The 24,795-nt window shown below is 68.0% G+C and carries 19 protein-coding genes, 1 other RNA gene and 1 pseudogene; 14 read left to right on the top strand and 7 right to left on the bottom strand.

Translation table 11 applies throughout. From position 1 onward, the window contains the following. Positions 1–227: 227 nt before the first annotated feature. Positions 228–1,583 carry a glycosyltransferase family 4 protein gene (locus tag AO398_RS24620; RefSeq protein WP_244498882.1) on the bottom strand — a complete coding sequence of 452 codons (1,356 nt, stop codon included), beginning with the start codon at positions 1,581–1,583 and terminating at the stop codon, positions 228–230. A 108-nt stretch (positions 1,584–1,691) separates the two neighbouring features. Here AO398_RS24620 and AO398_RS24615 point away from each other — a divergent pair, with 108 nt between their 5' ends. Further along, positions 1,692–2,879 carry a DUF1972 domain-containing protein gene (locus AO398_RS24615; RefSeq protein ID WP_058194788.1) on the top strand — a complete coding sequence of 396 codons (1,188 nt, stop codon included), beginning with the start codon at positions 1,692–1,694 and terminating at the stop codon, positions 2,877–2,879. Next, complete coding sequence (locus tag AO398_RS24610; RefSeq protein WP_058194824.1) at positions 2,876–4,120, top strand: cellulase family glycosylhydrolase; 1,245 nt, start codon at positions 2,876–2,878, stop codon at positions 4,118–4,120. Before AO398_RS24615 ends, AO398_RS24610 begins: the two co-directional genes overlap by 4 nt. Before the next feature lie 181 nt (positions 4,121–4,301). On the opposite strand, the gene AO398_RS24605 is transcribed toward AO398_RS24610, so the two are convergent. Both AO398_RS24605 and AO398_RS24600 read right to left on the bottom strand, forming a co-directional pair. Next, positions 4,302–5,513: a VpsF family polysaccharide biosynthesis protein gene (locus AO398_RS24605; protein WP_244498881.1), complete on the bottom strand. Its 1,212-nt coding sequence runs from the start codon at positions 5,511–5,513 to the stop codon at positions 4,302–4,304. Between the two features lie 89 nt (positions 5,514–5,602). After that, positions 5,603–7,708, bottom strand: a complete 2,106-nt coding sequence (locus AO398_RS24600) for an exopolysaccharide transport family protein (RefSeq protein ID WP_058194786.1) — start codon at positions 7,706–7,708, stop codon at positions 5,603–5,605. A gap of 347 nt (positions 7,709–8,055) precedes the next feature. On the opposite strand from AO398_RS24600, the gene AO398_RS24595 reads away from it, so the two are divergent. The 9 genes from AO398_RS24595 to AO398_RS24560 all read left to right on the top strand — a co-directional run bounded on the left by AO398_RS24595 (position 8,056) and on the right by AO398_RS24560 (position 17,009). Beyond that, positions 8,056–9,576, top strand: coding sequence for a hypothetical protein (locus AO398_RS24595; RefSeq protein WP_058194785.1), 1,521 nt, complete (start codon positions 8,056–8,058; stop codon positions 9,574–9,576). A gap of 186 nt (positions 9,577–9,762) precedes the next feature. After that, positions 9,763–10,011: a hypothetical protein gene (locus AO398_RS24590; protein WP_058194784.1), complete on the top strand. Its 249-nt coding sequence runs from the start codon at positions 9,763–9,765 to the stop codon at positions 10,009–10,011. A gap of 100 nt (positions 10,012–10,111) precedes the next feature. After that, positions 10,112–10,268: non-coding RNA, 6S RNA (gene ssrS / locus AO398_RS27820), on the top strand. Continuing rightward, the gene (locus AO398_RS24585) at positions 10,258–10,875 is read left to right on the top strand and encodes a 5-formyltetrahydrofolate cyclo-ligase (protein ID WP_058194783.1); all 618 of its coding nucleotides are present in this window, start codon (positions 10,258–10,260) and stop codon (positions 10,873–10,875) included. The genes ssrS and AO398_RS24585 overlap by 11 nt, the downstream gene beginning before the upstream one ends. 3 nt (positions 10,876–10,878) lie before the next feature. Further along, complete coding sequence (locus AO398_RS24580; protein WP_058194782.1) at positions 10,879–11,697, top strand: TIGR00282 family metallophosphoesterase; 819 nt, start codon at positions 10,879–10,881, stop codon at positions 11,695–11,697. A gap of 595 nt (positions 11,698–12,292) precedes the next feature. Beyond that, complete coding sequence (locus AO398_RS24575) at positions 12,293–13,273, top strand: MotA/TolQ/ExbB proton channel family protein (protein WP_058194781.1); 981 nt, start codon at positions 12,293–12,295, stop codon at positions 13,271–13,273. After that, positions 13,273–14,286, top strand: coding sequence for a peptidoglycan -binding protein (locus AO398_RS24570; RefSeq protein ID WP_058194780.1), 1,014 nt, complete (start codon positions 13,273–13,275; stop codon positions 14,284–14,286). The genes AO398_RS24575 and AO398_RS24570 overlap by 1 nt, the downstream gene beginning before the upstream one ends. Positions 14,287–14,518: 232 nt before the next feature. Next, positions 14,519–15,562 (top strand): glycosyltransferase family 2 protein, encoded by a 1,044-nt coding sequence (locus tag AO398_RS24565; protein ID WP_152997640.1) that lies wholly within the window; start codon positions 14,519–14,521, stop codon positions 15,560–15,562. 28 nt (positions 15,563–15,590) lie between these two features. Beyond that, positions 15,591–17,009, top strand: a complete 1,419-nt coding sequence (locus AO398_RS24560) for a flippase (protein ID WP_058194778.1) — start codon at positions 15,591–15,593, stop codon at positions 17,007–17,009. 38 nt (positions 17,010–17,047) lie between these two features. Here the strand turns inward: AO398_RS24560 and AO398_RS24555 are convergent, their stop codons facing one another. Beyond that, positions 17,048–18,076 (bottom strand): pyridoxal-phosphate dependent enzyme, encoded by a 1,029-nt coding sequence (locus AO398_RS24555; protein ID WP_152997639.1) that lies wholly within the window; start codon positions 18,074–18,076, stop codon positions 17,048–17,050. 95 nt (positions 18,077–18,171) lie between these two features. Beyond that, complete coding sequence (locus AO398_RS24550; protein WP_058194777.1) at positions 18,172–20,016, bottom strand: ABC transporter transmembrane domain-containing protein; 1,845 nt, start codon at positions 20,014–20,016, stop codon at positions 18,172–18,174. 242 nt (positions 20,017–20,258) lie between these two features. Here AO398_RS24550 and rpmE point away from each other — a divergent pair, with 242 nt between their 5' ends. Next, positions 20,259–20,507 (top strand): 50S ribosomal protein L31, encoded by a 249-nt coding sequence (rpmE, locus tag AO398_RS24545; RefSeq protein WP_010682778.1) that lies wholly within the window; start codon positions 20,259–20,261, stop codon positions 20,505–20,507. Positions 20,508–20,956: 449 nt separating this feature from the next. Further along, on the top strand, positions 20,957–21,736 hold the full coding sequence (locus tag AO398_RS24540; RefSeq protein ID WP_058194776.1) for a MetQ/NlpA family ABC transporter substrate-binding protein: 780 nt from the start codon (positions 20,957–20,959) through the stop codon (positions 21,734–21,736). A gap of 47 nt (positions 21,737–21,783) precedes the next feature. Here the strand turns inward: AO398_RS24540 and AO398_RS24535 are convergent, their stop codons facing one another. Together AO398_RS24535 and AO398_RS24530 are read right to left on the bottom strand one after the other, a co-directional pair. Next, the gene (locus tag AO398_RS24535) at positions 21,784–22,314 is read right to left on the bottom strand and encodes a DUF1465 family protein (RefSeq protein WP_058194775.1); all 531 of its coding nucleotides are present in this window, start codon (positions 22,312–22,314) and stop codon (positions 21,784–21,786) included. Between the two features lie 360 nt (positions 22,315–22,674). Beyond that, a pseudogene (locus AO398_RS24530) lies at positions 22,675–23,112 on the bottom strand (copper chaperone PCu(A)C); the annotation flags it as partial. Between the two features lie 342 nt (positions 23,113–23,454). Between AO398_RS24530 and AO398_RS24525 the strand changes: the two are divergent. Then, a complete protein-coding gene (locus AO398_RS24525; protein WP_058194773.1) occupies positions 23,455–24,753 on the top strand; it encodes a L,D-transpeptidase family protein in 1,299 nt (432 codons plus the stop codon). The last annotated feature ends 42 nt before the right edge of the window (positions 24,754–24,795 follow it).

Below are 24,795 nucleotides of genomic sequence, written 5' to 3'. Positions count from 1 at the left end.
GGCCCGCATGCCGGCGGGCAACGGCCGGACTAACCTCTCAGACGCCCGACGCGCGCGGCGAGCGGGACCCGCCGCTCCGACAAAGCCGCCGGGCCGCCAGCGTCTGGCCAGGCGATCATTATCATCGACTGGTACTTACCGAATCCGACAGCACCGGTGATTGTCCACCGAAGATCGATGGCAGTCGAATTCCGGTCGCAACCGCGCGACAAGCAAAAACGCCGCGGTCAGGCCGTCGGGCGCGCGGTCCGTTCCACCGTCACCGCTGCGTCGCTGTTGCGGGCCCGCCGCAGGGTCGCCCGCACCATGGCGTCGATCCCCTCGGCCGCCGAGGCCTCCGAAAACAGCGCCTCATAGCGCGCCCGGGCCGCCGGGGCGAAACCGCGCCAGCTGGCCGGATCGGTGGCGATGCGGGCGAGCACGTTGGCGATCGGCTCCGGGCCGCCGGGGGGGACGATCCAGCCAGTCTTGCCGTCGGCCACCACCTCCGGGAGGCCGCCGATATCGGTGACCAGCGGCGGCACGCCGTAGGACATCGCCTCGATCGCCACCCGGCCGAGCGATTCCGGGCGCTGCGACGGCATCGTCACCACGTCGGCCCACCGGTAGAGTTCGGACGGATCGTCCACGAAGGGCTGGAGCGTGACCTGCTTCGACAGGCCGGTCTCGGCGATGCGTGCGGCCAGCGCACCCTCGCGGGCGGCGTCCTCGAAGGCGCTGCCAACGATCTTGAGCTCGATCCGGCTGCGGATGGTCTCGGGCAGGGAAGCCAAAGCCTCGACCAGAACGTCCTGGCCCTTAATCCGGCTGATCCGGCCGAGCATCAGCACCCGCAGGCGGCGCGTGCCGTCATAGTCCCGACCATTCGGCTCTGTCGGCCCGGCGATACCATTATAGACGACGCGTGCCGTCGATTCCGCGGGCAGGGCGTAGGTGCGTTCGGTGGCGCGGGAATTGAACACCACGTTGGCGCCGCTCCAGCGGATCAGCCCGCGCAGGACCTTCAGCACGGCGCCTTCCGGGATCTCATGCACGTGGACGATGCTGCGCCCCGGCAGCAACCGGGCGGCCAGCAGGTAGTCGGCGACCACGGTGGTGTTGATGTAGACGAGGTCGCTGTTGCGGATGCGCCGAAGCGCCCGGGCCATCGCGAAGGGCAGTGCCATCATCCCCAGCGTGGCGAGCCGCGCGAGGTTCTTCCGCCGCAGGATCCATAGGGGCTCGATCATGATGGCGCTGGCATAGGGCTCTAGCGCCGCCACGATCGGCCCGTGCCGGGGCAGGACTACGTCGATCTGCGCGGCCGGATGAGCGGCCCGGATGGTCCGCACCGTCTCGATGAAGCAGCGATCCGAACCGTAGAGCTCGAAACCCTGGTGCACGCAGGTGATGCGCGTGACCGGGCCAAGCGCCGGAGCGCGCCGAAACGCGAACGTCCCCGTGGTCCCGGTGGCGCGCGCCTCGGCGGGGAACGCGTCGCGGCGCAGGGTCTGGGCGGAATCCGGGCGCAGGGCGAAGGGATGCGATGCCGGGCCGGTGCCAACTGAGCTAGAAGATGTCGCGAGTATCGAACTATCTACCATAAGATGAATACTTATCAGGATGTAACAACCGTGGGTTGTATCGCCTATTTAGGCGACCGTTATTCCTATCGCTGTACAATATGAGCCGCTCACAGAAAAGGAAGAGCCGTGCCCGTCGATGCGCCCACACTACTTATTCTTGGGACGCGCGGGATTCCGGCCGCCCATGGCGGCTTCGAGACTTTCGCGGAACGACTCGCGCTCTATCTCGCCAATCGCGGTTGGCGGGTCGGCGTGTATTGTCAGGAGGAGGTCGAACGGGTGCGGGATCGGGTCTCGACCCGAACCTGGAACGGCATCACGCTGATCACCGGCGAGGTGGCCCTACGCGGCCCGGCCGCGACCTTGGCGTTCGATGCGTTCTGCGTGCGCGACGCGGCGGCGCGGGGCGGCGTCTGCCTCGTCCTCGGCTACAACGGCGCGGCGTTCCTGCCGTACCTGCGCGCGCGCGGGGGGCGGATTCTGGCCAACATGGACGGAATCGAGTGGCGCCGACCGAAATGGCCCCTGCCGGTGCGGGCGTTCTTCTATGTGAGCGAGTGGATCGCGGCCTGGTCGTCGCAGCGGCTCGTCGCCGACCATCCGGCCATCGCGGACCATCTCGCCCGCCGCCGCCCGCGGCAGGCCATCGCGACGATCCCCTACGCAGGCGATCCGCCCCCGGCAGAACTGAGGCCGCCGCCGCTCGGGCTCGAACCCGGCCGCTACTTGATCTCGATCGCCCGCATCGAGCCCGACAACAACATCCTGACCCTCGTCGAAGCGTTCTCCCGCAAGCCGAGGGGCATGCGGCTGGTGGTGCTGGGAACCCTGAAGGTCGGCAATGCCTATCACCGGGCGGTCGAGGACGCCGCCGGGCTGGAGGTTCTGATGCCGGGGGCGATCTACGAGCCGGAACTGGTCCAGAGCCTGCGCGTCCACGCCCGCGCCTATCTCCACGGTCACACCGTCGGTGGCACGAACCCGTCGTTGGTTGAAGCGCTGTGGGCCGGCAATGCCGTGATCGCCCACGACAACCCGTTCAACCGCGGTACCGCCGGTGACGGCCAGTTCTACTTCACGGACGGCGCCAGCTGTGCAGACGCCATCGAGCGTGTGATCGCCGACGACGCTGCGGTGGCGACCGCTGCCGCGGCGGCGCGGGCGCGAGCCGAGAGCTTCCGCTGGGACGACGTGCTCGCGGCCTATGAGAGCGAGTTGTGCCGGGTCGGTGGCTTCCCGACGCCTGCTTCGGCGGCGGCGAGATCCCGGGTCGACGCAAGCCCCGCCCGGGCCACGGCTGGGACGGACGGATGAGGGCGAGCCCGCGGGGCCCGGCGGCCGGCGGCCTCGCGGCCGCAGGGACCTGCGCGCTCCCGGCCTCGGCCGTCACTGAGCCGCTACCGCTCCGCCGCGGCATTGCCCTGTGGCCGTGGTTCTCGCTGACAACCGAATTTCCGGCGCCCCGGACCGATTATGCCTGGCCGCCGTTCCAGGCCGATCGCCCGATCCCGACCCACGACGACCTGCGCCGGCTCGCGGGGCTCGGCTTCGACTTCACGCGGCTTCCCTTGGATCCCGGACCGTTCGTGGCGTTCACGGGCGCACGCCGTTCCGAACTCTTCGGAATGCTGTCCAACGCGATCGACGCGGTGTTGGCGACCGGGATGCGTGTCCTCGTCAACGTTCAGGCGAATGCCGCCACACACCATTACACGCCCGACGCCTTTTACGGCTCCGATCGGGCGCCGCTCTACCCGACCTATCGCGCGCTGATCGCCGAACTCGCCCGGCTCTGCGCCCGGAAGGGCAGCGGCCGGGTGGCGCTGGAGCCGGTGAACGAGCCGCCGCAGGCTTGCGGGGCCGGCGCCTGGACCCGGGTCCAGGCGGGGCTTCTCACCGCCGCCCGGGAGGCCGCGCCGGACCTGACCCTGGTGGCGACCGGCGCCTGCGGCAGCCTGGTCTCCGGTCTGACCAGCCTCGACCCGGCGACCCTCGCCCGGTTCGGGCCGCTGCTCTACACTTTCCACTTCTACGAGCCGTACCTGTTCTCCCACCAGGGCGCGACCTGGCTCACCGAGGAACCGTTCTACCGCTGGCTGAACGCCGTGCCCTGGCCGGGCAATCCGGCGCGCCTGCCCGAAACCCTGGCGGCGGTCCGAGCCCGCATGGCGGCCGACCCCAAGATTCCGCAGGCCGAGAAGGCCCAGGACCTCGCGGTGATCGAGGCGAAGCTGCGCGAGTATGGCGCGGCGGAGCCGGGACCGGCCTATCTGGCGAAGGAACTGGCCCCGGTCTCGGCCTGGGCCGACCTCTACGGGATCCCGGCCCGGCATGTGCTGATGGGGGAGTTCGGAGCCTTGCGCACCGATGCCCGCTACACGGCCTCTCGGGCCGCCGACCGGACCGCCTATCTCGGCGACGTGCGGCGGGCAGCGGAGCAGGCGGGTTTCGGCTGGTCCTTCTGGAACCTGTTCGACGGGCTCGGTCTGATGGACGACACCCACGCCATCGATCCGGCGCTGGTCGCGGCGCTGGGGCTTGGCAGACGTCCGTAAGCGGGTTCGCCCAGAGGCGTCTCTTTCCACCCACCCCCTCAACCCGAGGCGACGAAGCGAAGCGAGGGCCTCGGAGGAGGCCTCCAGCCAGCCGCGCGATTCCTGAAGGGCTCCTTCGCGGCTCGCAGCGCTCGCGCCCCAGGATGAGAAGGGGGGACCGGGGGGAGGGCCCGCAGCGGCGTCAGCCACGCTCCCGGGTCGCAGCCGGCGGAAACAACACGATCAGCATCAGCGCGAACTTCGCCAGCATGGTTGTCTTGCCGGCCAGGCCCTCGAAGGTGTTGATCAGGATCACGAAGGTGAGGATCGGCAGCCAGACGCCGCGCCGGCAGTTCCGGGCGATCTCGCCGAGATAGAGCCCCACCGCGACGACAAGCAGCGTCGTCACCAGAATGCCGTGGTAGAGCACGTCGGAGACGATCGAGTTCTCGATGCCCCATTCCAGGCCGTAGATCCGCCGCAGGGTGCTCACCTGCAGGAGGTCGGGGGCCAGCAGCAATTGCCGGAACGGGATCGCGTCGAAGATCGCCAGCATGTCGACCCGGGCCTGGGCGCTGCCGCCGTCCGAGACGAACCGGCTGAGCAGCGTGTCGAAGAACCCCACTGCCGCGAGCACCGCGACCATCACCGGCAGCGCCGTCAGCACGAAACAGGCACAGGCCGCCCCGATCAGGGGGATCCGGTTGTTCCGCAGGGTGCGGTTGAGGGCGAACAGCGCGACCATCCCGCCGAGCGCCAGGGTCGTCACCGTCGCCGACCGGCCGCCGAACGTGACGAGCGCCACGAGCTGAACGGCGATCATTCCCGCCCGGAGCGCCGGGTTCAGCCGGCCGCCGCCCTTGGCGAGCGCCAGGATGTAGCAGGCGGTGAGGGTCGCGTTGACTAGCGGGTGGCCCTGGAGTGCGGCCGAGCGCGTGTCGGTCTCGAACGCCATGCCGTCGAACCGGAAGGGGAAGAAACGCTGGCCGCTGGCGAACTCGAACAGGCCGAGCAGCGCGTTGGCGAGCATCATCAGGTGGAAGATCGTCTCGATCCGCCGCAGGGTCGCGGTGTCGCGATCCATGAGCAGGATCGGGATCAGCCCGGCCAACACGAAGGTGTCGATCGAGCCGGCCAGCCCCGTGCCGCCCCGGGCCGCGATCAGCACGAGCAGCAACACGCCGCAGGTGGCGAGGAGCACGCAGGCCGGGCGGCGGTTGAGCGCCTGGGCCACCGGGATCACCGGGTTGCCGGCGCGCAGCATCGTCCAGCCGACGAGCGCCACCGCCATGTAGGTTGCCGGATGGATCTTCGAGGGCGCAGACCCGCTGATCCCGTCGTAGTTGAGGCCGAGGGCCCAGAGCAGGCCGCCCGAGACGCCGACCAGAACCACGGTCAGCAGCAGGAAGGCCAACGATTCGAATCGCGCCAGGCCTCCCAGGCGCGGTTCCGGCCGCGACCGCGCCGCCTGCCGGTGCGCGAAGCCCGCTGGCCGGGCCGTGCTCACGCGCTGCGCCGGTCAAGCAGCAGGGAGCCGGAGACGGGGCGGCCCAGAGCCTCGGAGGTGTCGACGAGGTCGATCAGGTCACGCTGGCGGGTGGCGCCGTTGCAGACGACCAGCAGAAGCCGGTCCGCTGCCGCCGCGATCGGACCGAGCCGCAGGTTCTCGGACAACACGCCGCCGTCGACGATCACCAGTTCGAAACGGCCCTTCACGCCGGCCAGGAAGCGCTCGATATTGGCCGGCACCAGTGCGTCGCGGATCGGTTTCTGCGTGTCGCCGAGCCCGATCCGCCGGGCGCCGGTCTTCGCATCGATTTGCGTCACCGCGTTGAGGCTCTGCTCGCCGCGCAGCACGTCGAGGAGGCCGGCCGTGCCGGCGCCGTCGGCGCGCAGGTCCGCATCGACCAGCAGCACCCGGTCGCCGCGTCCCACCGCCACCGAGGCGAGCAGCGCGATCACCGCCCGACGCTCGGTCGCCTCCGCCTCTCCGGAGGTGACCAGCAGCGCCAGGGACCGGCCGCGGGTGCCCGCCGCGGTGGCGAGATGGTCCAGGGTGAAGCTTGCAGCCGCCGTGTTGGCCCCGCCCGGCTGCAGCCCCGGGATCACCGCCACGACGGGCGCGTTCGACAGACGCTCCAGCTGGCGCGGCGACAGTACCGTCGGCTCCAGATATTCCCGCGTCAGCGCGAGGCCGGCGCCGAGCCCGAGGCCGCCCGCCAGGGCGGCGGCGACCAGGATCAGCCGCGGCGGCCAGCTCGCATCCTGCGGTGGCCGGGCCGACGTGATGATGCGGGCGTTCGAGCTGTCGATGGCCGACTGCTCCTTGATCTCGCGGGTGCGGACCAGGAACGTGTTGTAGACGGTGCGGGCGGCTTCGACCTCCCGCTCCAATTCACGCAGCTGGACCGAGGATTGCGCGGTCACCGCCGATTGCCGCTGCAGCTTCTCCAGATCGGCGGCGATCGACTTCTCGTTCGCCAGGGCGCGCTGGTACTCGGTCTCGGCCGCGCCGGCGATGCGGTTCAGCTCGGCGTCGATCAGGCGGCGGACGTCCTGCATCTGCGTGCGCACGGCGGCTATGTAGGGATGGCGCTCGCCGAGATTGGTGCGCAGATCCGCTTCCTTCGCGGCGAGCTCGGCATATTGCCCACGCAGCCGGTCGACCGCCGAGGACTGGACCGCCTCCGGCATCGCCCCGGAGCCGATCGCCTGGCCGCGCGCATCCTTGATGCCCTGCAGGCGCGCCTTGGCCTCGGCGGTCCGACCGCGCGCTGCGACCAGCCGGGCGTTCGAATCTGTGAGCTGCTGCTCGTTCACGAGCCGGCCGCTCGAGGCGATCAGCCCGTTGCGCGCCTTGTAATCCTCGAGCTTCTTGTCGGCGGCGTTCACCGCGTTGCGCAACTCGTCGAGGCGCCCGCGCAGGTCGCCCGAAGCGCGCTTGGCCGCATCGGAGCGGGCCTCCGTCTGGTCGGCGAGGTACGCGTTGGCGATCGCGTTGACGATCCGGGCCGAGAGATCCGGATCCACCGTGGTCACGACCACGTCGATCACGAACACCTTGTCGGCGCGCTTGACCGCGAGCTTGCGCCGCAGCTGGTCGAGGGCCCGGCCGCGGGGATCCACGGGCCGCTCCGCCTTCGGCCCGAGCACCATCTCGCGCAGGGACGCGACGGTGCGGGAGATCAGGCCCTGCTGGGCGACCCCGAAGCCCGGCTCGCTCTCCAGCCCCGCCTGCGTCACGGCCCGGCCCAGGACTGCGTCGGACTCGATCACCTTCACCTGGCTCTCAACCTGGGCGATGCCGCCGTCCGGCGACAGGGCACCCGGATTGACGTCGTTCAGCACCACCTGCCGGTCGCGCGGGTCGATCAGGATCTGCGCGGTGGCGGTGTAAAGGGACGGGGTGATGAGGGCATAGGCCAGGACCAGCAGGCCCAGCACCAGGGCTGTTCCCAGCACGGTGCGCTTGCGCCGCCACAGGATGCGCCACAGGTCGCCGAACTCGGCGGTGGTGTCGGGCCGGGTCGGGCCCGCCCGCTCCGGCTGTGCCGAATGGACCGGCGCAAGCCAGCTCGCGACGGCAATGTTACGGTCGATCTGTGCCACGATCGGTCACCATCGTCTCGAACTCGGTCGGTCCCTCGCGGGCTCCATCCTCAACTGCAAGAGTCGCGCGGACTGCTGACAATCCCTCAAGACTGCCGAGGGTCGTCGGCGCAAACGCCGATTACTCGGCATCTGGTAAACGCCCTCATCCCAATTCGGCTGCCGGTAGAGTTATCGTTCCCGTTACCGTTTGGGAATTAGATCGGATCCGCGGGCGCCATCCGGCGGATCGTCGCCACGAAGCTGCACGCGACCGCGTGCGGCTTCCGCATCCTGATGCCACGCGCTCTCTTTCGCCAAACCGGGATCCACTTCGGCGGCGAGCGCTATGAGTGAGGGCGCTCATCATGCATGTGAGAGTTCGTCTGGACGGCGCCGAGCCGCGCCGCTGGCAGATCGCCCTGCTGCAGCGAATCGCCGACATCCCCGGCATCCGGGCCGTCAGCGTCGATGCCGCTGCGCTTCCGGACGGATGGCCCGACACGATCGAACTGCTGTTCCGCCTGGAGGCCCTGATCCACGGTCTGCCGCGCCTCGGCTCGGAACGCCTGCCGCCGACCGCCCTCAACCCATGGCGGCGGCCCGACGCGAATCCCGATCTGGTGCTCGACCTGTGCGGCGATCTCCCGTCCGGCCCGGCGGTCTGGCAGATCGCCTATGACGATCGGCTCGGCGACGGCGCCCTGATGGCGAGCCTACTCGCCGGGGCTGTGCCGCGGTTGACTCTTATTGAGGCGGGGAAAATCCTCGCCGCGGGACGGCTCGGGACCGACCGGCCGGGCATCCTGCTCGCCGGTGTCGACGACGCGCTCGCCCGGACGGTGACGCTGGTCGTGGCCGCCCTGGACCGCCGGGCAGCCGGGGCCAGCGCGCCCGTCTCGGCCGCGCCCGTGCCGCCCTCCGAGCCTGGACGGACCCTGTCGGGGACTGAACTCGGCCGCCGCACCGCCCGGATGCTGGCCGGTGCTGTGGTCCACCGCCTGTACCATCTCTGCTACCGCGCCCCGCATTGGCGCTGCGGCTGGCGCCGCCTCGACGGGCCTGACCTGATCGATCTCGGGCGCCATCCCGAGACCGGCTGGAACACCCTGCCGGATGATGGCCACCGCTTCTATGCCGACCCATTCCCCATGGCCTTCGCCGGGAGCACGCACGTCTTCGTCGAGGAATTCCCGCACGCGACCGGCAAGGCGATCATCTCCGCCGTTCGCTTCGGTCCGCACGGCCCCGAAGGCACACCTGTCCCGGTACTGGAGGAGGCCCATCACCTCTCTTACCCGTTCGTGTTCGAGCGCGACGGCGAGGCCTGGATGGTGCCTGAGAGCTCGGCGTCCGGCACGGTCGATCTCTACCGCGCGACCCGCTACCCCGGTGGCTGGGTGAAGGAGGCGACGCTGCTCACGGGCGTGGTCGCGAGCGACGCGACACTCCTCGAGCGAGACGGCCGCTGGTGGATCTTCGCCACTTCGCGGGATGCCGGCCCCAACGCGCTCGCGGGTTCGGGGTCCTACCACGACGCGCTGTGTCTCTGGTCGGCCCCCGATTTCCGCGGCCCCTTTACGCCGCATCCGGCCAATCCGGTGCTGATCGACCCCGCCACCGCCCGGCCCGCCGGGCGCATCGTCGCGCGCGGCGGCCGCTTGATCCGCCCGGTTCAGGATTGCGCGCAGGGGTATGGCCGCGCCCTGGGGCTGGCACGAATCGACCGCCTCGACCCGGAGGGCTTCGCCCAGACCCTGATCGGCCGTGTCGAGCCCGGCCCGTCCTGGTCCGGGAGCCGCCTCCATACCCTGAACACCGGCGGCGGCCTCGAATGCATCGACGGCTCGGCACGGGCGCCGCGGATCCGGATCCCGCGCCGCGCCTGATTGCTTCGGCCTGTCGACCTGGCGCTTTCAGTCGCCAAAACGGTATCCGGTTGGCGGATCCGTATCCCTATGGTGGATAACGCAACTTATACGTGCTTTAATTCGGATGGATTAATTGCATAGATTGAATTCCGGTTTGAGAATGTCTGATATCGTGGGAATTCGGTCCATCAGGGTGGCTGTTCCATGACTGTGAACGTGACGATCCGGCCCGATGCGCCTGTGCGGCGTTCCCTGTGCGACAAGCTCTCGCGGATTGCCGCGGTCGTCGGTGTGCCGGTCGACACGTTCTTCACCGACCCCGCGTTGATGCCGCAGGCCGGCCTGATCGAACTGATCCGGCTCTGGGACGCGGCCCCCACCGAAACCGTGCGGGCCGAGATCCTGGCCGGCACCCGTGCGGTCATCGCCGGAGCGGTCGACCGGGCGCGCTGAGATTCTCACCGCACGCGAGTGGCCGGGCTGATCGCGGCCCGTCGATATTTCGCTTCCCCCGGCCCTGGCGGGAGCCCCCCGAGATCGCTACATTGCGGATGCGGGGCTGCAGAGTTCGTCAGGAGCACTTTCCCCGGGGCCTTATCGACTCCCTCGGGAGCTGTCCCTGGCCTCGTCCCTGGACTTGGCCAACACGGCGCCCACCTACTCTGTAGGTTTCCCGGGATCGATCCTCCAACGGCTCACGTGGCTCCGCACTCTTCCTCTCCTGAAGCCGGCCTCTCCAAGACCGATGCGGTCCTCAAGGCCGAGTTGCGCAGCGCCTCACTGGCTGCGCGCGACGCGCTCGCACCGGCTGCTCGGCTCGACGCCTCTGCGCGCATCGTCCAGGCGCTCCTCGCCCTACCGGAACTCGCCGAGGCCCGATTGGTCGGCGCCTATTGGCCGATCCGCAGCGAGGTCGATCCGCGTCCCGCCGCCGAGGGCCTCCTTGCCCGCGGCCAGGCTGTCGCACTGCCGCACGTCACCCCGGACGGACTGATCTTCCGGGAATGGCGGGCCGGGGACGCGCTGGTGGCCGGACGCTTCGGCCTGAGCGAGCCGGACGCATCCCTGCCACCGGTGGAGCCCGACGCTCTGATCGTGCCGCTCGCTGCCTTCGATGGCACAGGCCAGCGCATCGGCTATGGCCGCGGCTACTACGATGGCGCGATCACGCGGCTGTCCCGCACACGGCCCGTCCTCACCGTCGGGGTCGGATTCGCCGTCCAGCGGGTTGATCGCGTGCCGGCCGAGCCGCATGACCGGCCACTCCAGTTCGTGATCACCGAATCGGGTGTGACCCGGTTCGACAGGAAGTCCTGATCCATGCGGCTGCTCTTTCTCGGCGACGTCATCGGTCGCCCGGGCCGTACTGTCGTGTGCGAGCGCCTGCCCAAGCTACGGGAGCGCTGGCGGCTCGACTGCGTCGTGGTCAACGGCGAGAATTCCGCCGGCGGCTTCGGCATCTCCGAGTCGATCTGTGACGAGCTGATCCAGGCCGGGGCCGACGCCGTGACACTCGGCAATCACAGCTTCGACCAGCGCGAGGCGCTTGTGTTCATCGCCCGACAGCCGCGCCTGGTGCGGCCGGCGAACTACCCGCCGGGCACCCCCGGCCGCGGCGCCACCGTGGTGGAGACGCAGGGCGGCGCCCGGGTGCTGGTGGTCAACGTGATGGGCCGGGTCTTCCTCGACGCCATGGACGACCCGTTCACCGCCGTCGAGCGTGAGATTTCTGCCTGCCCGCTCGGGGCCGCTGCCGACGCCGTGGTGGTCGACGTCCACGCGGAGGCCACCAGCGAGAAGCAGGCTTTCGGCCATTACCTCGACGGCCGCGCCAGCCTCGTGGTCGGCACCCACACCCACACGCCCACGGCCGATCACCGGATCCTGCCCGGCGGCACCGCCTACATGTCGGATGCCGGCATGTGCGGCGATTACGACTCGGTGATCGGCATGCAGAAGGACGAGCCGATCCGGCGGATGATCCAGAAGACGCCGGGCTCCCGCTGGGAAGTGGCCGGCGGCGAGGCCACGCTCTGCGGCGTCGCGGTGGAGACCCAGGCGGATGGCCTCGCCATCAAGGTCGCGGCGGTTCGGCTCGGACCGAACCTCGAAGAAAGCCGACCCCACTTCTGGGATTAGCCGGGCAGGCGGGCGCCCGCTCCAGGAACTTCGGCGGTTCGCATCGGTAGATTGCAGAGACCCCCGAATGAATGGATCTCGCCATGCCTCAGATGTTCGACTGGATTTTCTTCGCCATCATGATCCCATTCCCGGCCTTCCTGGTCTGGGATTACTATCAGAACCGGTAGGCACAACTTCCGAGCGGCGGCAATAATTGTGCGAACCTGGTTCGACGCGCTGCCAAATCCCTTCCACCGTCATTGCGAGCGCAGCGAAGCAGACCGAGACAGCAGGCGATCTCCGAACGTAGCGTTTCTCTGGGTCGCTTCGCTGCGCTCGCGATGACGGCGCGGGACGCGCTATCGAACCAAAGCCCTTCTCGCGTGGCGGCCGCGATCGAGCCGCCAACAGCCTCTACCCCCAATGGTCCGGTTGTGCCGCGCGTTCGCCTGAGGCATCCGCCATGGCACGGACAGGATCGGCTCCGAACCACGCGAACGCCACACAAGCGTGTCCGTGGCGAGACTTGATCGCGTGCGGGGCTGCCCCCACAGTGGCTGCGACGGAGCCCGCCTGTCGGCGGTTCCACAATGAGATCAGGCTAGAGCGACCGATGGCCGCCCGCGACGACAACGAGAATAAAATACAGCCGCTGGCACGGCCCGGGATTTATCTCGGTCGGATGGTCATCTTCCTGATCCTGGTGGGCTTCCTGGCGTTCATCCTGTTCAGGCAGATCACCCCGGCCTTCCTGGCCAATCCCGGCCTCAACGGATTGATTCTCGGGGTGCTCCTGATCGCGGTGCTGATCGCCTTCGGGCAGGTCATGCGGCTGTTCCGCGAGGTCAGCTACGTCAATGCGGTGGCGACCGGGGCGCAGGCCAGGAAGCCGCCGACGCTGCTGGCGCCGATGGTGCCGATGATCGCGGCCCGGAAGACCGGGGTGTTGCTGCCCGGCACCTCCGGCTACCTCGATACGATCGCGGCGCGCCTCGACGAGGGTCGCGAGATGCTGCGCTACATCGCCGGCATCCTGATCCTGCTCGGCCTGCTCGGCACCTTCTGGGGCCTGATCGACACCCTCTCGGCCGTGGGCGGGGTAATCAAGGGCATGCGCGGCGGCGGCGATGCCGGGGTGATGTTCGACGAGCTGAAATCCGGGCTGGCGGTCCCGCTCTCCGGGATCGGCCTCGCCTTCTCGGCCTCGCTGTTCGGCCTCGCCTCCTCGCTGATCACCGGCTTCCTGGAATTGCAGGCCGGCCAGGCTCATGCCCGGTTCCACAACGAATTGCAGGATTGGCTGCTCTCCGGCCAGGCGGTGGCCGAGCCCGCAGCAGCGGGCGCGATCCGGCCCGTCGCCGCCGGTTCCCAGGACCTCAAGGAGGCGATCGAGCGTTTGACCGCCATCGTCTCCGAAGGTGGTGGCGGCCGGGCGGCGACGCTGGCCATGACCAACCTCGCCGAGGGCATCCAGGGTCTCGTTCAGCACATGCGCGCGGAGCAGCAGATGATCCGCGACTGGGTCGAGGCCCAGGCGAGCCGCGAGCGTGAACTCAAGCAGGTGCTCGACCGGCTGGGCCGGGAGCGCGTGTAGTGGCCTCGACCGCGGCCCGGTCCCGGCGCCCCCTCAACGTTTGGCCCGGCTATGTCGACGCGCTGGCGACGCTGCTGCTGGCGGTGGTGTTCCTGCTCACCGTCTTCGTGGTCGGGCAGTTCTTCCTGTCGCAGGAGCTGACCGGGCGGGACGCTACGCTGGTCAAGCTCAACCGCCAGATCGCCGACCTCACCGACCTGCTGGCCCTGGAGCGCTCGAACCGCCGCAACCAGGAGGACGAGGTGCGCAGCCTCCGCACGACGCTGGCCGGCGTCGAGGCCGAGCGCGACCAGGCCAAGTCCCAGGCCGAGGCCGCGACCGTCAGCCAGGGCGCTGCCGGCGCCCTCGACAAGCAGATCGAGGCCGAGCGGGGCGCGACCAAGCGGGCCCTGTCCCAGGTCGACCTGCTGAACGAGCAGATCAGCGCCATGCGCCGCCAGCTCGCGGCGCTCGAGGATGCGCTCGCCGCCTCCGAGACCCGCGATCGCGAATCGCAAGTCCGCATCGCCGAGCTCGGCAGCCGGCTGAACGTCGCTTTGGCCCAGAAAGTCCAGGAACTGGCTCGCTACCGCTCGGACTTCTTCGGGCGCTTGCGCCAGATCCTCGGCAACCGCCCGGATATCCGGGTGGTCGGCGACCGCTTCGTGCTGCAATCCGAGGTGTTGTTTCCAGGCGGCTCGGCGACGCTGAAGCCCGAGGCCGGCCCCGAGCTCGACCGGATCGCCGGGGCCATCGCCGATCTCGCCAAGCAGATCCCGGCGGACCTGCCCTGGGTTCTGCGGGTCGACGGCCACACCGATGCACGGCCGATCAACACCGCGCAGTTTCCCTCGAACTGGGCGCTCTCGGCCGCCCGGGCCATCGCGGTGGTGCAGTACCTCGCCGGCAAGGGCATCCCGGCTCAGCACCTGCTGGCCGGCGCCTTCGGTGAGTTCCAGCCCCTCGACGCCGGCACCACCGAAGATGCCTACGCGCGGAACCGGCGGATCGAGATGAAGCTCACCGAGCGGTAGCGGCTGGCCGTCCGAACCCCCGGGCTGCGCAGAAGGTCGCGATTCGGCAGTCTGGTCGACGGGTTCGCTGAATTCGATTTCCCGGCCCGACCTGCCGCTACCGAAGCGCGCCGTATGGGACGTCGCCGGGAGCCGATCAAGGATCGTATTGACTCCTGAGCTTCCATGTTTGATAGACATTTAGTAATGATAACTGGTCACTTTGTATCTAAAAGGTCGCCTGTATTTGTCGATGGACACCAAATTCAGCGTTTCGGTGGTTATGGCCACCTTCAACGGTGGGCGATTTATCTCTGAGCAACTCGACAGCATCGCCAGGCAAACGCATCTCCCCGCCGAGTTGATCGTCTCCGATGACACGTCGACCGACGACACGATTGAGATCGTCAAAGGCTTTGCGAAAACGGCTCCGTTCCCGGTCAAGATTATCGAGAACGAGACGCGCCTCGGGTACGGCGGCAATTTCCTGAGCGCGACGAAACAGGCCACAGGCGCGTATCTGTCGTTTTGCGATCAGGACGATATCTGGCTTCCCAACAAACTCGAAGTGTCGTTGAGAACGATCGAGGCGTTCGACGCCGACCTCTATGTGCATGGCGCAACAATCGTCGACGCAACGGGCGCGGCAGCGGGACGATTCACGCAAGGCGTTCGGACGAGGTCCGTTCTGGGCCCGCTGACGCTCCCACCGTGGGGCGTCTTTTACGGGTTCTCGATGGTATTCCGACGCGACGTCTTCAATCTGTTCGACGCGGACGACCGTGGTGGACACACGTTCGAGTGGCACGGATCCCTGTCACACGACTTATGGATTTATTTTCTCGCGTCCAGTCTCGGGCGAATCGTTGTCGATCCGCAGCCTTTGGTTCTCTATCGCCGCCATGATAAAAACGAGACCCCTGATCTAAAGGCGCATTTGGTCCATAAAATTTCGAAGTATTTGGGTGTGGCCGCCCATAAGAATCTCCGGCGCGATGCCGTGGCGGCGCACCGTTCGAAAATCCTGATGGACCTCGCCGCATCGGATTCCCCATCGCGACTGCGCGATCAGGCCAGGGCGGCGTCCTCATACTGGAATGCGATCGCGCAGTTCGAGGCGGATCGCATCGACATTTATACCCGCGATCGCCCGCTCAGCCGTCTTTCGCGCTGCCTGAAACTCCTACGCCACGGCGGGTATCGAGCGTATCGCCGAGGCGGTCTGAGCTGGCGCTTGTTTGTGAAAGATTTGATGTTCGGCGTACTTCGAATGGGGCGACGGGTGGCGAATAATTGATGGCCGGCAAAAAATACATCACAATGCAATGTACAATCTGGCCGGCAGCATTGCGCCGATCGTCATCGCCTTCCTAACGGTCCCAATCTACATCAAACTGGTCGGTGAGGCGCGATATGGCCTGATCTCGCTGATCTGGCTGGCCTTCGGTTATTTCGGGGTATTCGATCTCGGGTTGTCACGGGCGACAGCCTATCGATTGTCGTCCTTGAACGATCAGCCGCTGGCTGTGAGAACCAGCGTCTTCTACACCGCCTGCGGGTTGAACCTGGGGTTGGGGCTGCTCTCGGCGATGTGTTTCTACGTCGTGTCGTCAGCGTCGGCCGCCCACTTCGCCGACTCTCTGGAGTTGCAGAGCGAGATCGTGCGGTCCCTGCCATGGGTCGCGCTGTTCTTCCCCGTCGGCCTGTTGGGCGGTGTCTTCGCCGGGTGTCTTCAATCCCAGGAGATGTTCCTGGAATTGAACGTGCAGCAGTCGGTCGGGTCGATCGTCCTGCAAACCCTTCCGCTGCTGTTCTTCTATTACGGCGATCACGATCTCCCCTCGGCCATCCTGGGGGCCGTCATAGCCAGGGCCCTCAACGTCTGCTGGCTCGGCTTGGTCTGCGTGAAGTGGATGTATCCGGCTGGGCGGCCGGTCTTTCGGTCGGCTTATATCAGAGGCTTGTTCCGCTATGGCGGATGGATCACGATCTCGGATATGATTTCGCCGATCCTGAATGGCCTCGATCAGATGATCATCGGCGCGACGCTCGGACCGAAGGCGACGGCGTATTATTCCGTTCCCTTCAGCATGGCCTCGAAGGTTCTGATCATCCCGGCATCGTTGAATCGGGCCGTGTTTCCCAGACTGGCGGTGCTCGATACGAGCAATGCGCGACGTGTCAGTGAAAAATCCCTTGAGATCATAGCGGGCCTCATGGCGCTGACTTGCGCGCCCGCCATCATCCTGGCGCAGCCGGCGTTGGCGTTCTGGATCAACGCCGAATTCGCGACCCACGCGCATCTGGCCGCATCGATCCTGCTTGTCGGGATGTGGATCAACAGCATCGGCTACATCCCTTGGACGCTCTTGCAAGCCAGTGGACGCCCCGACACGGTCGCGAAGATTCATGCCTTGGAGCTGTTGCCGTTCGTCGGCCTCCTCCTAGCCCTGATTTCCCTGTTCGGCCTCGCCGGAGCGGCGGTGGCGTGGTGCGCACGCGTACTGATGGACCTGCTGTTGCAAACGCGGTTCAGCGAGATGAAGCTGTCCGACTTGAAGGTGACCGGCGTTCCCGCGCTTGTGGTCGCCATGTCCTTCGTCGCGACTTTTGCGAGCATGGGCCTACTGACGAGTCTTGCCGTGGCAATTCTACCGGTGCTCGTAATGGCAGTCTGGCTTTTGAAGACAACCGATATCACGGGCTATATCGGCCTCGATATGAGCCGATTTCAGCGTAAGTAACGGATGCCTCGTCGTCGGTTCGCGGCGACCGGGGCGTGCTACCGCCCGGCCAGCGTCTCCTTGTAGGCGAACACCCCCGGTGTGCCGCCGGTCATCAGGAACAGCACCGATGAGCCGGACGAGTAGAGCCCGGCGCGCACGTCATGCAGCAGGCCCGCGAAGGCCTTGCCGCTGTAGACGGGATCGAGCAGCTTCCCCTCTGTCCGGGCCATCAGCCGGACCGCCTCCAGCATGCCCTCCGTAGGGATGCCGTAGCCAGGGCCGCGATGGCGCCCATCGAGGTTGATGTCCTGCAGCGACACCCGGCGCTCCGCGCCGATCAGGGCCAGGGTGGCGTTGGCCTTCTCCAGCACCTCGGCGCGGGCGCGGCCCTCCTCGGCGAGCACGGCAAAGGATTTGGCGAGCACCGGATCGATGTCCATCGCGGCGAGGCCCACGACGAGGCCCGCATGGGTGCCGGCGCTGCCATTGGCGGTGACGATCTGCGTGAAGGTGACGTTCATCGCCTCCGCTTGGGTCAGGATCTCGGAGGCGGCATTGGCGTAGCCGAGGCAGCCGGTCGGGCTCGATCCGCCGGAGGGGAAGACGTAGGCGCGGCGGCCCTCCGCCTTCACCTCTGCCGCCCGGGCCTCCGCAGCCGCCAGCGAGTCGGCCTCGCCCGGAAGCTCGTGGACTGTGGCGCCGAACACGTCGTCGAGCAGGCGGTTGCCGTTCCCCGTGTAGTCCGGGTCCTGGCGGGGCACGCTCCGGGTGAGGAACAGTTCGCAGGCCAGGCCCGCCTGCGCGGAGGCCGCAGCGGTGAGTCGGGCGTGGTTCGATTGAATCGCGCCGACGGTGATCGCGGTGTCGGCGCCCTCGGCCTTGGCGGCGCCGAGCAGGTATTCGAGCTTGCGCAGCTTGTTGCCGCCGAGCCCGATCCCGGCGACGTCGTCCCGCTTCACGAAGATCCGCACGCCGTTCAGGGCCGCGCCGAGATGGCGCATCAGCCTGTCCAGAGGCTCGATCGGGGTCGGCTGCGCGAGGAACGGCAGGCGGGGGAAGCGGGCGAGGTCAAGACGGGTCATCATCGCGGGTTTTTACACCGCGCTGTCGCTCCTGTCCCGGTTCCGGGCGACGGATAGACACCTTCCGTCGCCGAACCTTACACACCCAAGTCCCAACATCACTCGGCGGCGGGGATGCGTTCACCGCGTGTCCGAAGTCCCTTGCCGCGGGCGGTTTCGTCCAGGGCGTCCGTGAATTGCAGGCTGGCGAGCTGGGCGTAGAGGGCGCCCTGAGCGAGCAGGCTCTCGTGGGTGCCGGTCTCGACGATGCGGCCGTCGTCGAGGACCAGGATGCGGTCGGCGGCCCGGATCGTGGCCAGCCGGTGGGCGATGACCAGGGTGGTGCGGCCGCGCATCAAGGTGTCGAGGGCAGCCTGGACGGCGCGCTCGGATTCCGCGTCGAGGGCCGAGGTCGCCTCGTCGAGAAGCAGGATCGGCGAATCCTTGAGGATCGCCCGGGCGATGGCGATGCGCTGGCGCTGGCCGCCGGACAGCGTCACGCCCCGCTCGCCGACCTGGGTGTCGTAGCCCTGGGGCAGGGCGGTGACGAAGGTGTGTGCATTCGCCAGTTCGGCAGCGCGCCGGACATCGGCCTCGCCGGCCTCGGGACGGCCGTAGCGGATATTCTCGGAGACGGTCCCGGAGAACACCACCGGATCCTGCGGGACCAGGGCGATGCGGGCGCGCAGGGCCTCCGGATCGACCTGCGCGATGTCGGTGCCGTCGACGAGCACGCGGCCGCCCTGCGGATCGTAGAAGCGCAGGAGCAGCTGCAGCACCGTCGACTTGCCAGCGCCGGACGGGCCCACGATGGCGATGCGCTCGCCGGGGGCGGCGGCGAAGGTCAGCCCGTCGAGGGCGGCGTGGCCGGGTCGGGTCGGGTAGGCGAAGCGCACGGCCTCGAAGTTGACGGCGCCGCGCGCCGGCTCGGGCAGCGGCAGGGCCGGGGAGGGCGTGCGGATCGCCGGCTCGGCCGCGAGGATCTCGGTGAGCCGCTCGGCCGCACCGGCCGACATGGCGAGGTCGCCGTAGACCTCGGAGAGCTGGCCGAGCGCACCGGCGCCGAACACCGCGTAGAGCACGAATTGCGAGAGTTCGCCGCCGGTCATCGTGTGGTTGAGGACGCCCTGCGCGCCATACCACATCACCCCGACCACCGAGGCGGAGATCAGGAAGATCGCAACACCCGTGAGCAGAGCCCGGGCCCGGATCGAATCCCGGGCAGCGCCATAGGCCTCCTCGGACGCGGCGGCGAATTTGGCGGCCGTGGTGCCCGAGCGTCCGAAGGCCTGCATGGTCCGCACGGCCCCGACCGCTTCTGCGGCGTAGGCCGAGGCATCCGCCAGCCGGTCCTGGGCGGCCCGGGAGCGCCGCCGCACGCCGCGACCGGAGACGATCAGCGGGAACACGATGACGGGAATCGCCGCCAGCACCATCACGGAGAGGCGCGGGCTGGTGATCACCATCATGGCGGTCGCGCCCACGAACAGGAACAGGTTGCGCAGCAGGATCGAGATCGAGACGCCGAAGGCCGCCTTGATCTGCGTCGCGTCGGCGGTGAGCCGGGAGACGATCTCGCCGGATTGCGAGCGGTCGAAGAAGGCGGGATCGAGGATCGTCAGGCGTGCGAAGACGGCGCTGCGCAGATCCGCCACCACCCGCTCGCCGAGGGTGACGACCGTATAGACCCGGGCCGCGCTCGACAGGGCGAAGGCCGCCACGACCCCGAGGAGGGCCAGGAAGTAGGCATCGATGACGTTCGCGCCGTCGGTCGTGAAGCCGTGGTCGATCACCCGCCGCATGGCGATCGGGACCACCAAGGTCGAGCCCGAGGCGCAGATCAGGGCGAGGATCCCGGCGGCGATCCGCCCGCGGTAACGCAGGGCGAAGGGCAGGAGTGGCCGGAGCGCGCTCAGCGGCGCCTTGGGCCGGCCGGCCGCGGCCGCTTTCGTCTTACGGGCCATCACGCCTCACGCGTCTCTTCCCACCCGGTCCATAGCGCTTGTTCCCGGAGAGAGGCTGCGATATACGCCGCCCCTCATCCGATTGCGCGTGTTCAATGGCCGCGGGCCGCCACCACGGTCGGCTTGGACGTGCCGTTGCCACGAACCCACGGTTCGGTGCAACCGCTGACACCTTCCGCATTCCGGGCCGGGCGGCGCCTCCTGCGCTCCCCGCCGGCGTGCCAGAACAGGAACGACAGGTCATGGCGAAGGACGCGGCCGCAAAGGCCAAGGGGACCGAGCACCCCGACTACCACTTCATCAAGGTCGTGATGACGGACGGCACCGAGTACCGGACCCGTTCGACCTACGGCAAGGAGGGCGACACCCTCAACCTCGACATCGATCCGCTCACCCACCCGGCCTGGACCGGCGGCGAGCAGAAGATGCTCGATCGCGGTGGCCGCGTCTCGCGCTTCAACTCGCGGTTCGGCAACCTCGGCAAGCGCTGAGCCCGGGCGGCTCACGCCGGTACGAATCAGGACGGGCGGCTCCTCGCGGGGCCGCCCGTTTTTTTTGTGCGCGCGGGGGCTTGGTTCAGCGCCGGCGACGGTTTTTCCAGCGGGAATGGCGTCGCAAAGTTTCGGGCTTGTCAGTGAGGCCGTTCTCGTTCGACGCGTTCGGAGGGCATTTTCTTCCGCGTCGGCATGTCGAGACCCTTCTGGCTGGCAGGCTTGATCTCCCCGGCCACTTTTCCGGCCAAGCCGCGCCGTCGTAGGGTCCCTGCCGTCGATGATCCGCCCGGCCAACGACCCTCAGCGACGCCCGATCCCGTGGATCCGGTCGCTGCCGTCGGTCCCGGCCGGATCACGGCGCGCCATCTGTCCGTGACGCAACGAAACCCAAACCCATCAACGCACGCGCTCGAACGCTGCGAGCGTCGTATTCGGGATCGTCTTCCATGAAACGCTGGTTGTTGTCCGCCCTCGCCATCCTGCTGACCTTCGCGGCTCCGGCCATCGCGGCCGAGAAGATCAAGGTCGGCATCATGAGCGATTCCGAGGATGTCTGGGCGACGGTGAAGACGATCGCCGCCAAGGACGGGCTCGACCTCGATCTGGTGGTCTTCTCCGACTACCTCCTGCCGAACGCCGCCCTGGATGCCGGGGACCTCCAGGCCAACGCCTTCCAGCACAAGCCTTTCCTGGAGGAACAGATCAAGGCCAAGGGCTACAAGATCGTGGCGGTGGGCGACACGATCGTCTCGCCGATCGGCCTCTATTCCCGGCGGGTGAAGGCCGTGGGCGATCTGAAGACCGGCGCGTCAATCGGCATCCCGAACGACCCGTCCAACGGTGGCCGGGCCCTGCTGCTGCTCCAGGCTCAGAAGCTGATCACGCTCAAGGACGGCGTCGGCATCCTGCCCTCCGTGCTCGACGTGATCGACAACCCGAAGAAGCTGCAGTTCCGCGAGATCGACGCCGCCCAATTGCCGCGCAGCCTCGACGACCTCGACGCCGCCATCATCAATACGAACTATGCGGTCGGCGCCGGGCTGAAGCCGGGTCAGGATTCCATCGCGATCGAGTCGTCGGTCAACAACCCGTACAACAACTTCATCGCGGTGCGGGAGACGGACAGGAACGCTCCCTGGGTTCCCAAGCTCGTCCACGCCTACCAGAACGACACGATCCGGGCCTACATCACCGCGAAGCGGCCAGGGGAATTGCCGGCCTTCTGAAGCATCGCGCGCGGTCGGACCTGAAGGCTTCGACCGCGCGGCAACCCTCACCCTTCGCGGAACCGGAACGCCATGCGGAGCAGCCCCTGCTGGGCCGCCACCGGGCTCTCCACCGGCATCGGCGTCGGGCGGTCGTCGGTGATCAGGGAATCCAGATGCAGGATGCGGGCGTGCAGGCGCCGCGCCCGCAGGATCAATTGCTGAAGCCGCACCGGCAGCAGGGAGAAATCGGCTTGCTTGGGTGGCTCGGTGCTGCCGAGCTTGACCCGGTGCTTTTCCTGAAGCGCCTCCGCCGGGGTCATCTCGCCTTCGGAGACCGCGCGCTGCACCAGGAGCCAGGATGCGATCTGCATCAACAGCGTCGTCAGGCGCATGCTCTCGGCGGCGTAGCTCAGCGTGGCATCGCGCGACACCAGCCGTGACTCGTCCCGGCCCTCGCCATCGAGATAGGCCGCCGTCTCCTCCACGAGCAGCATGCCGTCGCGGAACAGCGTCTTGAACGCCTCGGAATTGACGTAGGTCTTGCCGAAATCGACCCAGTCCCGATCGTCCCGGAACGTGACATCGAAGCCGTTCATGCTGCCTCTCCTGTGCCGCCGACGGGCCTAGCCGTCCCGGACCGGGACATTCCGGCCATGGCTCTCGGACGACGTCGCAATCCTAGCGCCGAACCGCGGCGGCATCAGGGTTAGACCTTTCTTAACCTTAATGAGCCGGCCGATTGTAAAGATATGGCAGGCGTGGCCCTGCGCAAGCATTCGAAAGGAGATCTGGACGCCGGCGAATACGTGCTGCCTGCGGTCAGGCCTGGAAATGCCCGTGTGCAAGTCCAGCGTCCCCTGAACAGCGGGGTGAGAGCGCGCGAAATTCAGTTGCGCGGCCTCTTACGAGACACGCGCAACGTGTGACACCGATGGATCTACGAGCCGGACCGGACGCTAATGCTGGTGCTGATGCTGAGCGCCGCCGCCCGGTGCACTCGCGCCGACCGGCGCTACCGAGAACGTGACCGGCACCGCGCCGGCGCGCTGGAAGGTCAGCGTCCCGGACACGGTGTCGCCGGCCTTCGGGGCACCGGTGAGACCCTCGAACATCAGGTGATAGCCGCCGGGCTTCAGCTCTACGGTCTCGCCGGGCTTGATCGTCAGGCCGCCCGGGACCGGGGCCATCTTCATCACGCCGCCCTCCATCGACATGGAGTGGATCTCGCCTGATTTCGCGAACGGCACCGCGGCGCCGGTGAGCGTGTCCGGGGCCGAGCCGGTGTTGACGATCCGCACGTAGCCGCCCGCGACCTTGGCGCCGTTCGGGGTGGCCCGCAGCCACGGGGTCTCGATCGTGAGGTCGCCGGCCTTGATCGGATCCGCCTGGGCGGCGCCTGCGAACAGGCCGAGGCCGAGGAGGGCCGCGGACAACATCTTCATGGGCATGCTTGCGTCCTGCTTTCTTGAAGTCAGCGGCCCGCGACCGCCGCGGCGGCGCGAGGCACCGGCCGGAGGATCCCGGTCTGGATCGCCCGGCGGTGGCATCTCTGCCACACAGGGCCTCTGGTGACTGGTGTCGCCGCGCCGCAGCCGGTCGCGACGTGCGTTGGCGCACGCCGATGCCACAATCCGGCCCCTTCGATAGGGAGTCTTAAGCCCATCCCGACACCGTGGCGACCGAGTACACCCGCTCTCGCCATGATCTGACGAACTCCGGACAAGAGCCAGCGACTGATGCGCATCAAGGCAACAAACCGGTTCACCGCCATCCTGGGCGTGGCCGCGCTCGGCACGCTCAGCCTGGGCGCCGCCGAGGCCCGGGACCAGGGCAACTATGCCCAAGCCGAATGGGCGCAGGATTACGCCTCGCCGGCCGGCATGCAGGTGCAGCGCGAGACCGTGCCGATCCTGTCGCCCCAGACGGTGTCGGCGACCGAGCAGATGGTCGAGCGCTACCGGGAGATCGTCAATCGCGGCGGCTGGCGCCCGGTCTCCGGCGCGGAGCGCCTGCGAGTCGGCGCCAAGGGCCCGGCGGTGGCCGCGGTGCGCCAACGCCTGATCGTCACCGGCGACCTCGATCCGGCCGCCGGCGGCTCGGGCGTGTACGATTCCTATGTCGCGGCCGGCGTGAAGCGGTTCCAGGCCCGTCACGGCCTCAGCCAGACCGGCGCGATGAGCCTCGCCACCCAGCAGGCGATGAACGTGCCCGCCGACGTGCGGCTGCACCAGCTCGAGACCAACGTCGTCCGCCTGCGCTCCTATTCGGGCGATCTCGGCCGGCGCTTCGTGATCATGAACATCCCGGCCGCCCTGGTGGAGACCGTGGAGAACGGCCAGGTCGTCACGCTGCACGCCGCCGGCGTCGGCAAGATCGACCGCCAGTCGCCGATCATGAACACCAAGGCGACGCAGATTAACTTCAACCCGACCTGGACGGTCCCCGCTTCCATCGTGAAGAAGGACCTGATCCCGAAGATGCAGAAGGATCCGAACTACCTCACCGACAACAAGATCCACATCCTGTCGAGCACCGGCGAGGTCTCGCCGCGCTCGATCAACTGGAACTCGGATGAGGGCACGCGCTACACCTACCGGCAGGAATCGGGTGCCGACTTCAACTCGATGGGCATCGTGCGCATCAACATCCCGAACCCCTACGGCGTGTTCATGCACGACACGAACACCAAGGGCGTGTTCGGCGACGATTTCCGCTTCATCTCCTCGGGCTGCGTGCGCGTGCAGAACGTGCGCGAATACATCACCTGGCTCCTGAAGGACACGCCCGGCTGGGGCCGCGAGCAGGTCGAGCAGGCGATCGAGAGCGGCAAGCGCGTCGATGCCAACATCGCCCAGCCCGTGCCGGTCTACTGGACCTACATCACCGCCTGGGCGACCCCGGACGGCCTCGTGCAGTTCCGCGACGACATCTACAAGCGCGACGGCGTGAACGTGCCATCGACCATCGGGGCGCCGACCCCGGTGGCCAGCGCCGAGCCGCTGCCCCAGACCTTCGAACCCGGCGACGAAGAGTAAGCGCGCCGCGCTTCACGCCTGCGGTTTCGTCCGAGGCCCGTA

Source organism: Methylobacterium sp. GXS13, assembly GCF_001455965.1.
Taxonomy (GTDB): domain Bacteria; phylum Pseudomonadota; class Alphaproteobacteria; order Rhizobiales; family Beijerinckiaceae; genus Methylobacterium.
This window is presented reverse-complemented; position numbering and strand designations above follow the sequence as displayed.

Excerpts from the sequence above, each read along its gene's own strand:
- AO398_RS24620 (WP_244498882.1), bottom strand. The coding sequence starts at position 1,583 with ATGGTAGATAGTTCGATACTCGCGACATCTTCTAGCTCAGTTGGCACC.
- AO398_RS24610 (WP_058194824.1), top strand. The coding sequence starts at position 2,876 with ATGAGGGCGAGCCCGCGGGGCCCGGCGGCCGGCGGCCTCGCGGCCGCA.
- AO398_RS24595 (WP_058194785.1), top strand. The coding sequence starts at position 8,056 with ATGCATGTGAGAGTTCGTCTGGACGGCGCCGAGCCGCGCCGCTGGCAG.
- AO398_RS24590 (WP_058194784.1), top strand. The coding sequence starts at position 9,763 with ATGACTGTGAACGTGACGATCCGGCCCGATGCGCCTGTGCGGCGTTCC.
- AO398_RS24580 (WP_058194782.1), top strand. The coding sequence starts at position 10,879 with ATGCGGCTGCTCTTTCTCGGCGACGTCATCGGTCGCCCGGGCCGTACT.
- AO398_RS24575 (WP_058194781.1), top strand. The coding sequence starts at position 12,293 with ATGGCCGCCCGCGACGACAACGAGAATAAAATACAGCCGCTGGCACGG.
- AO398_RS24565 (WP_152997640.1), top strand. The coding sequence starts at position 14,519 with ATGGACACCAAATTCAGCGTTTCGGTGGTTATGGCCACCTTCAACGGT.
- AO398_RS24560 (WP_058194778.1), top strand. The coding sequence starts at position 15,591 with ATGTACAATCTGGCCGGCAGCATTGCGCCGATCGTCATCGCCTTCCTA.
- AO398_RS24555 (WP_152997639.1), bottom strand. The coding sequence starts at position 18,076 with ATGATGACCCGTCTTGACCTCGCCCGCTTCCCCCGCCTGCCGTTCCTC.
- AO398_RS24550 (WP_058194777.1), bottom strand. The coding sequence starts at position 20,016 with ATGGCCCGTAAGACGAAAGCGGCCGCGGCCGGCCGGCCCAAGGCGCCG.
- rpmE (WP_010682778.1), top strand. The coding sequence starts at position 20,259 with ATGGCGAAGGACGCGGCCGCAAAGGCCAAGGGGACCGAGCACCCCGAC.
- AO398_RS24540 (WP_058194776.1), top strand. The coding sequence starts at position 20,957 with ATGAAACGCTGGTTGTTGTCCGCCCTCGCCATCCTGCTGACCTTCGCG.
- AO398_RS24535 (WP_058194775.1), bottom strand. The coding sequence starts at position 22,314 with ATGAACGGCTTCGATGTCACGTTCCGGGACGATCGGGACTGGGTCGAT.
- AO398_RS24525 (WP_058194773.1), top strand. The coding sequence starts at position 23,455 with ATGCGCATCAAGGCAACAAACCGGTTCACCGCCATCCTGGGCGTGGCC.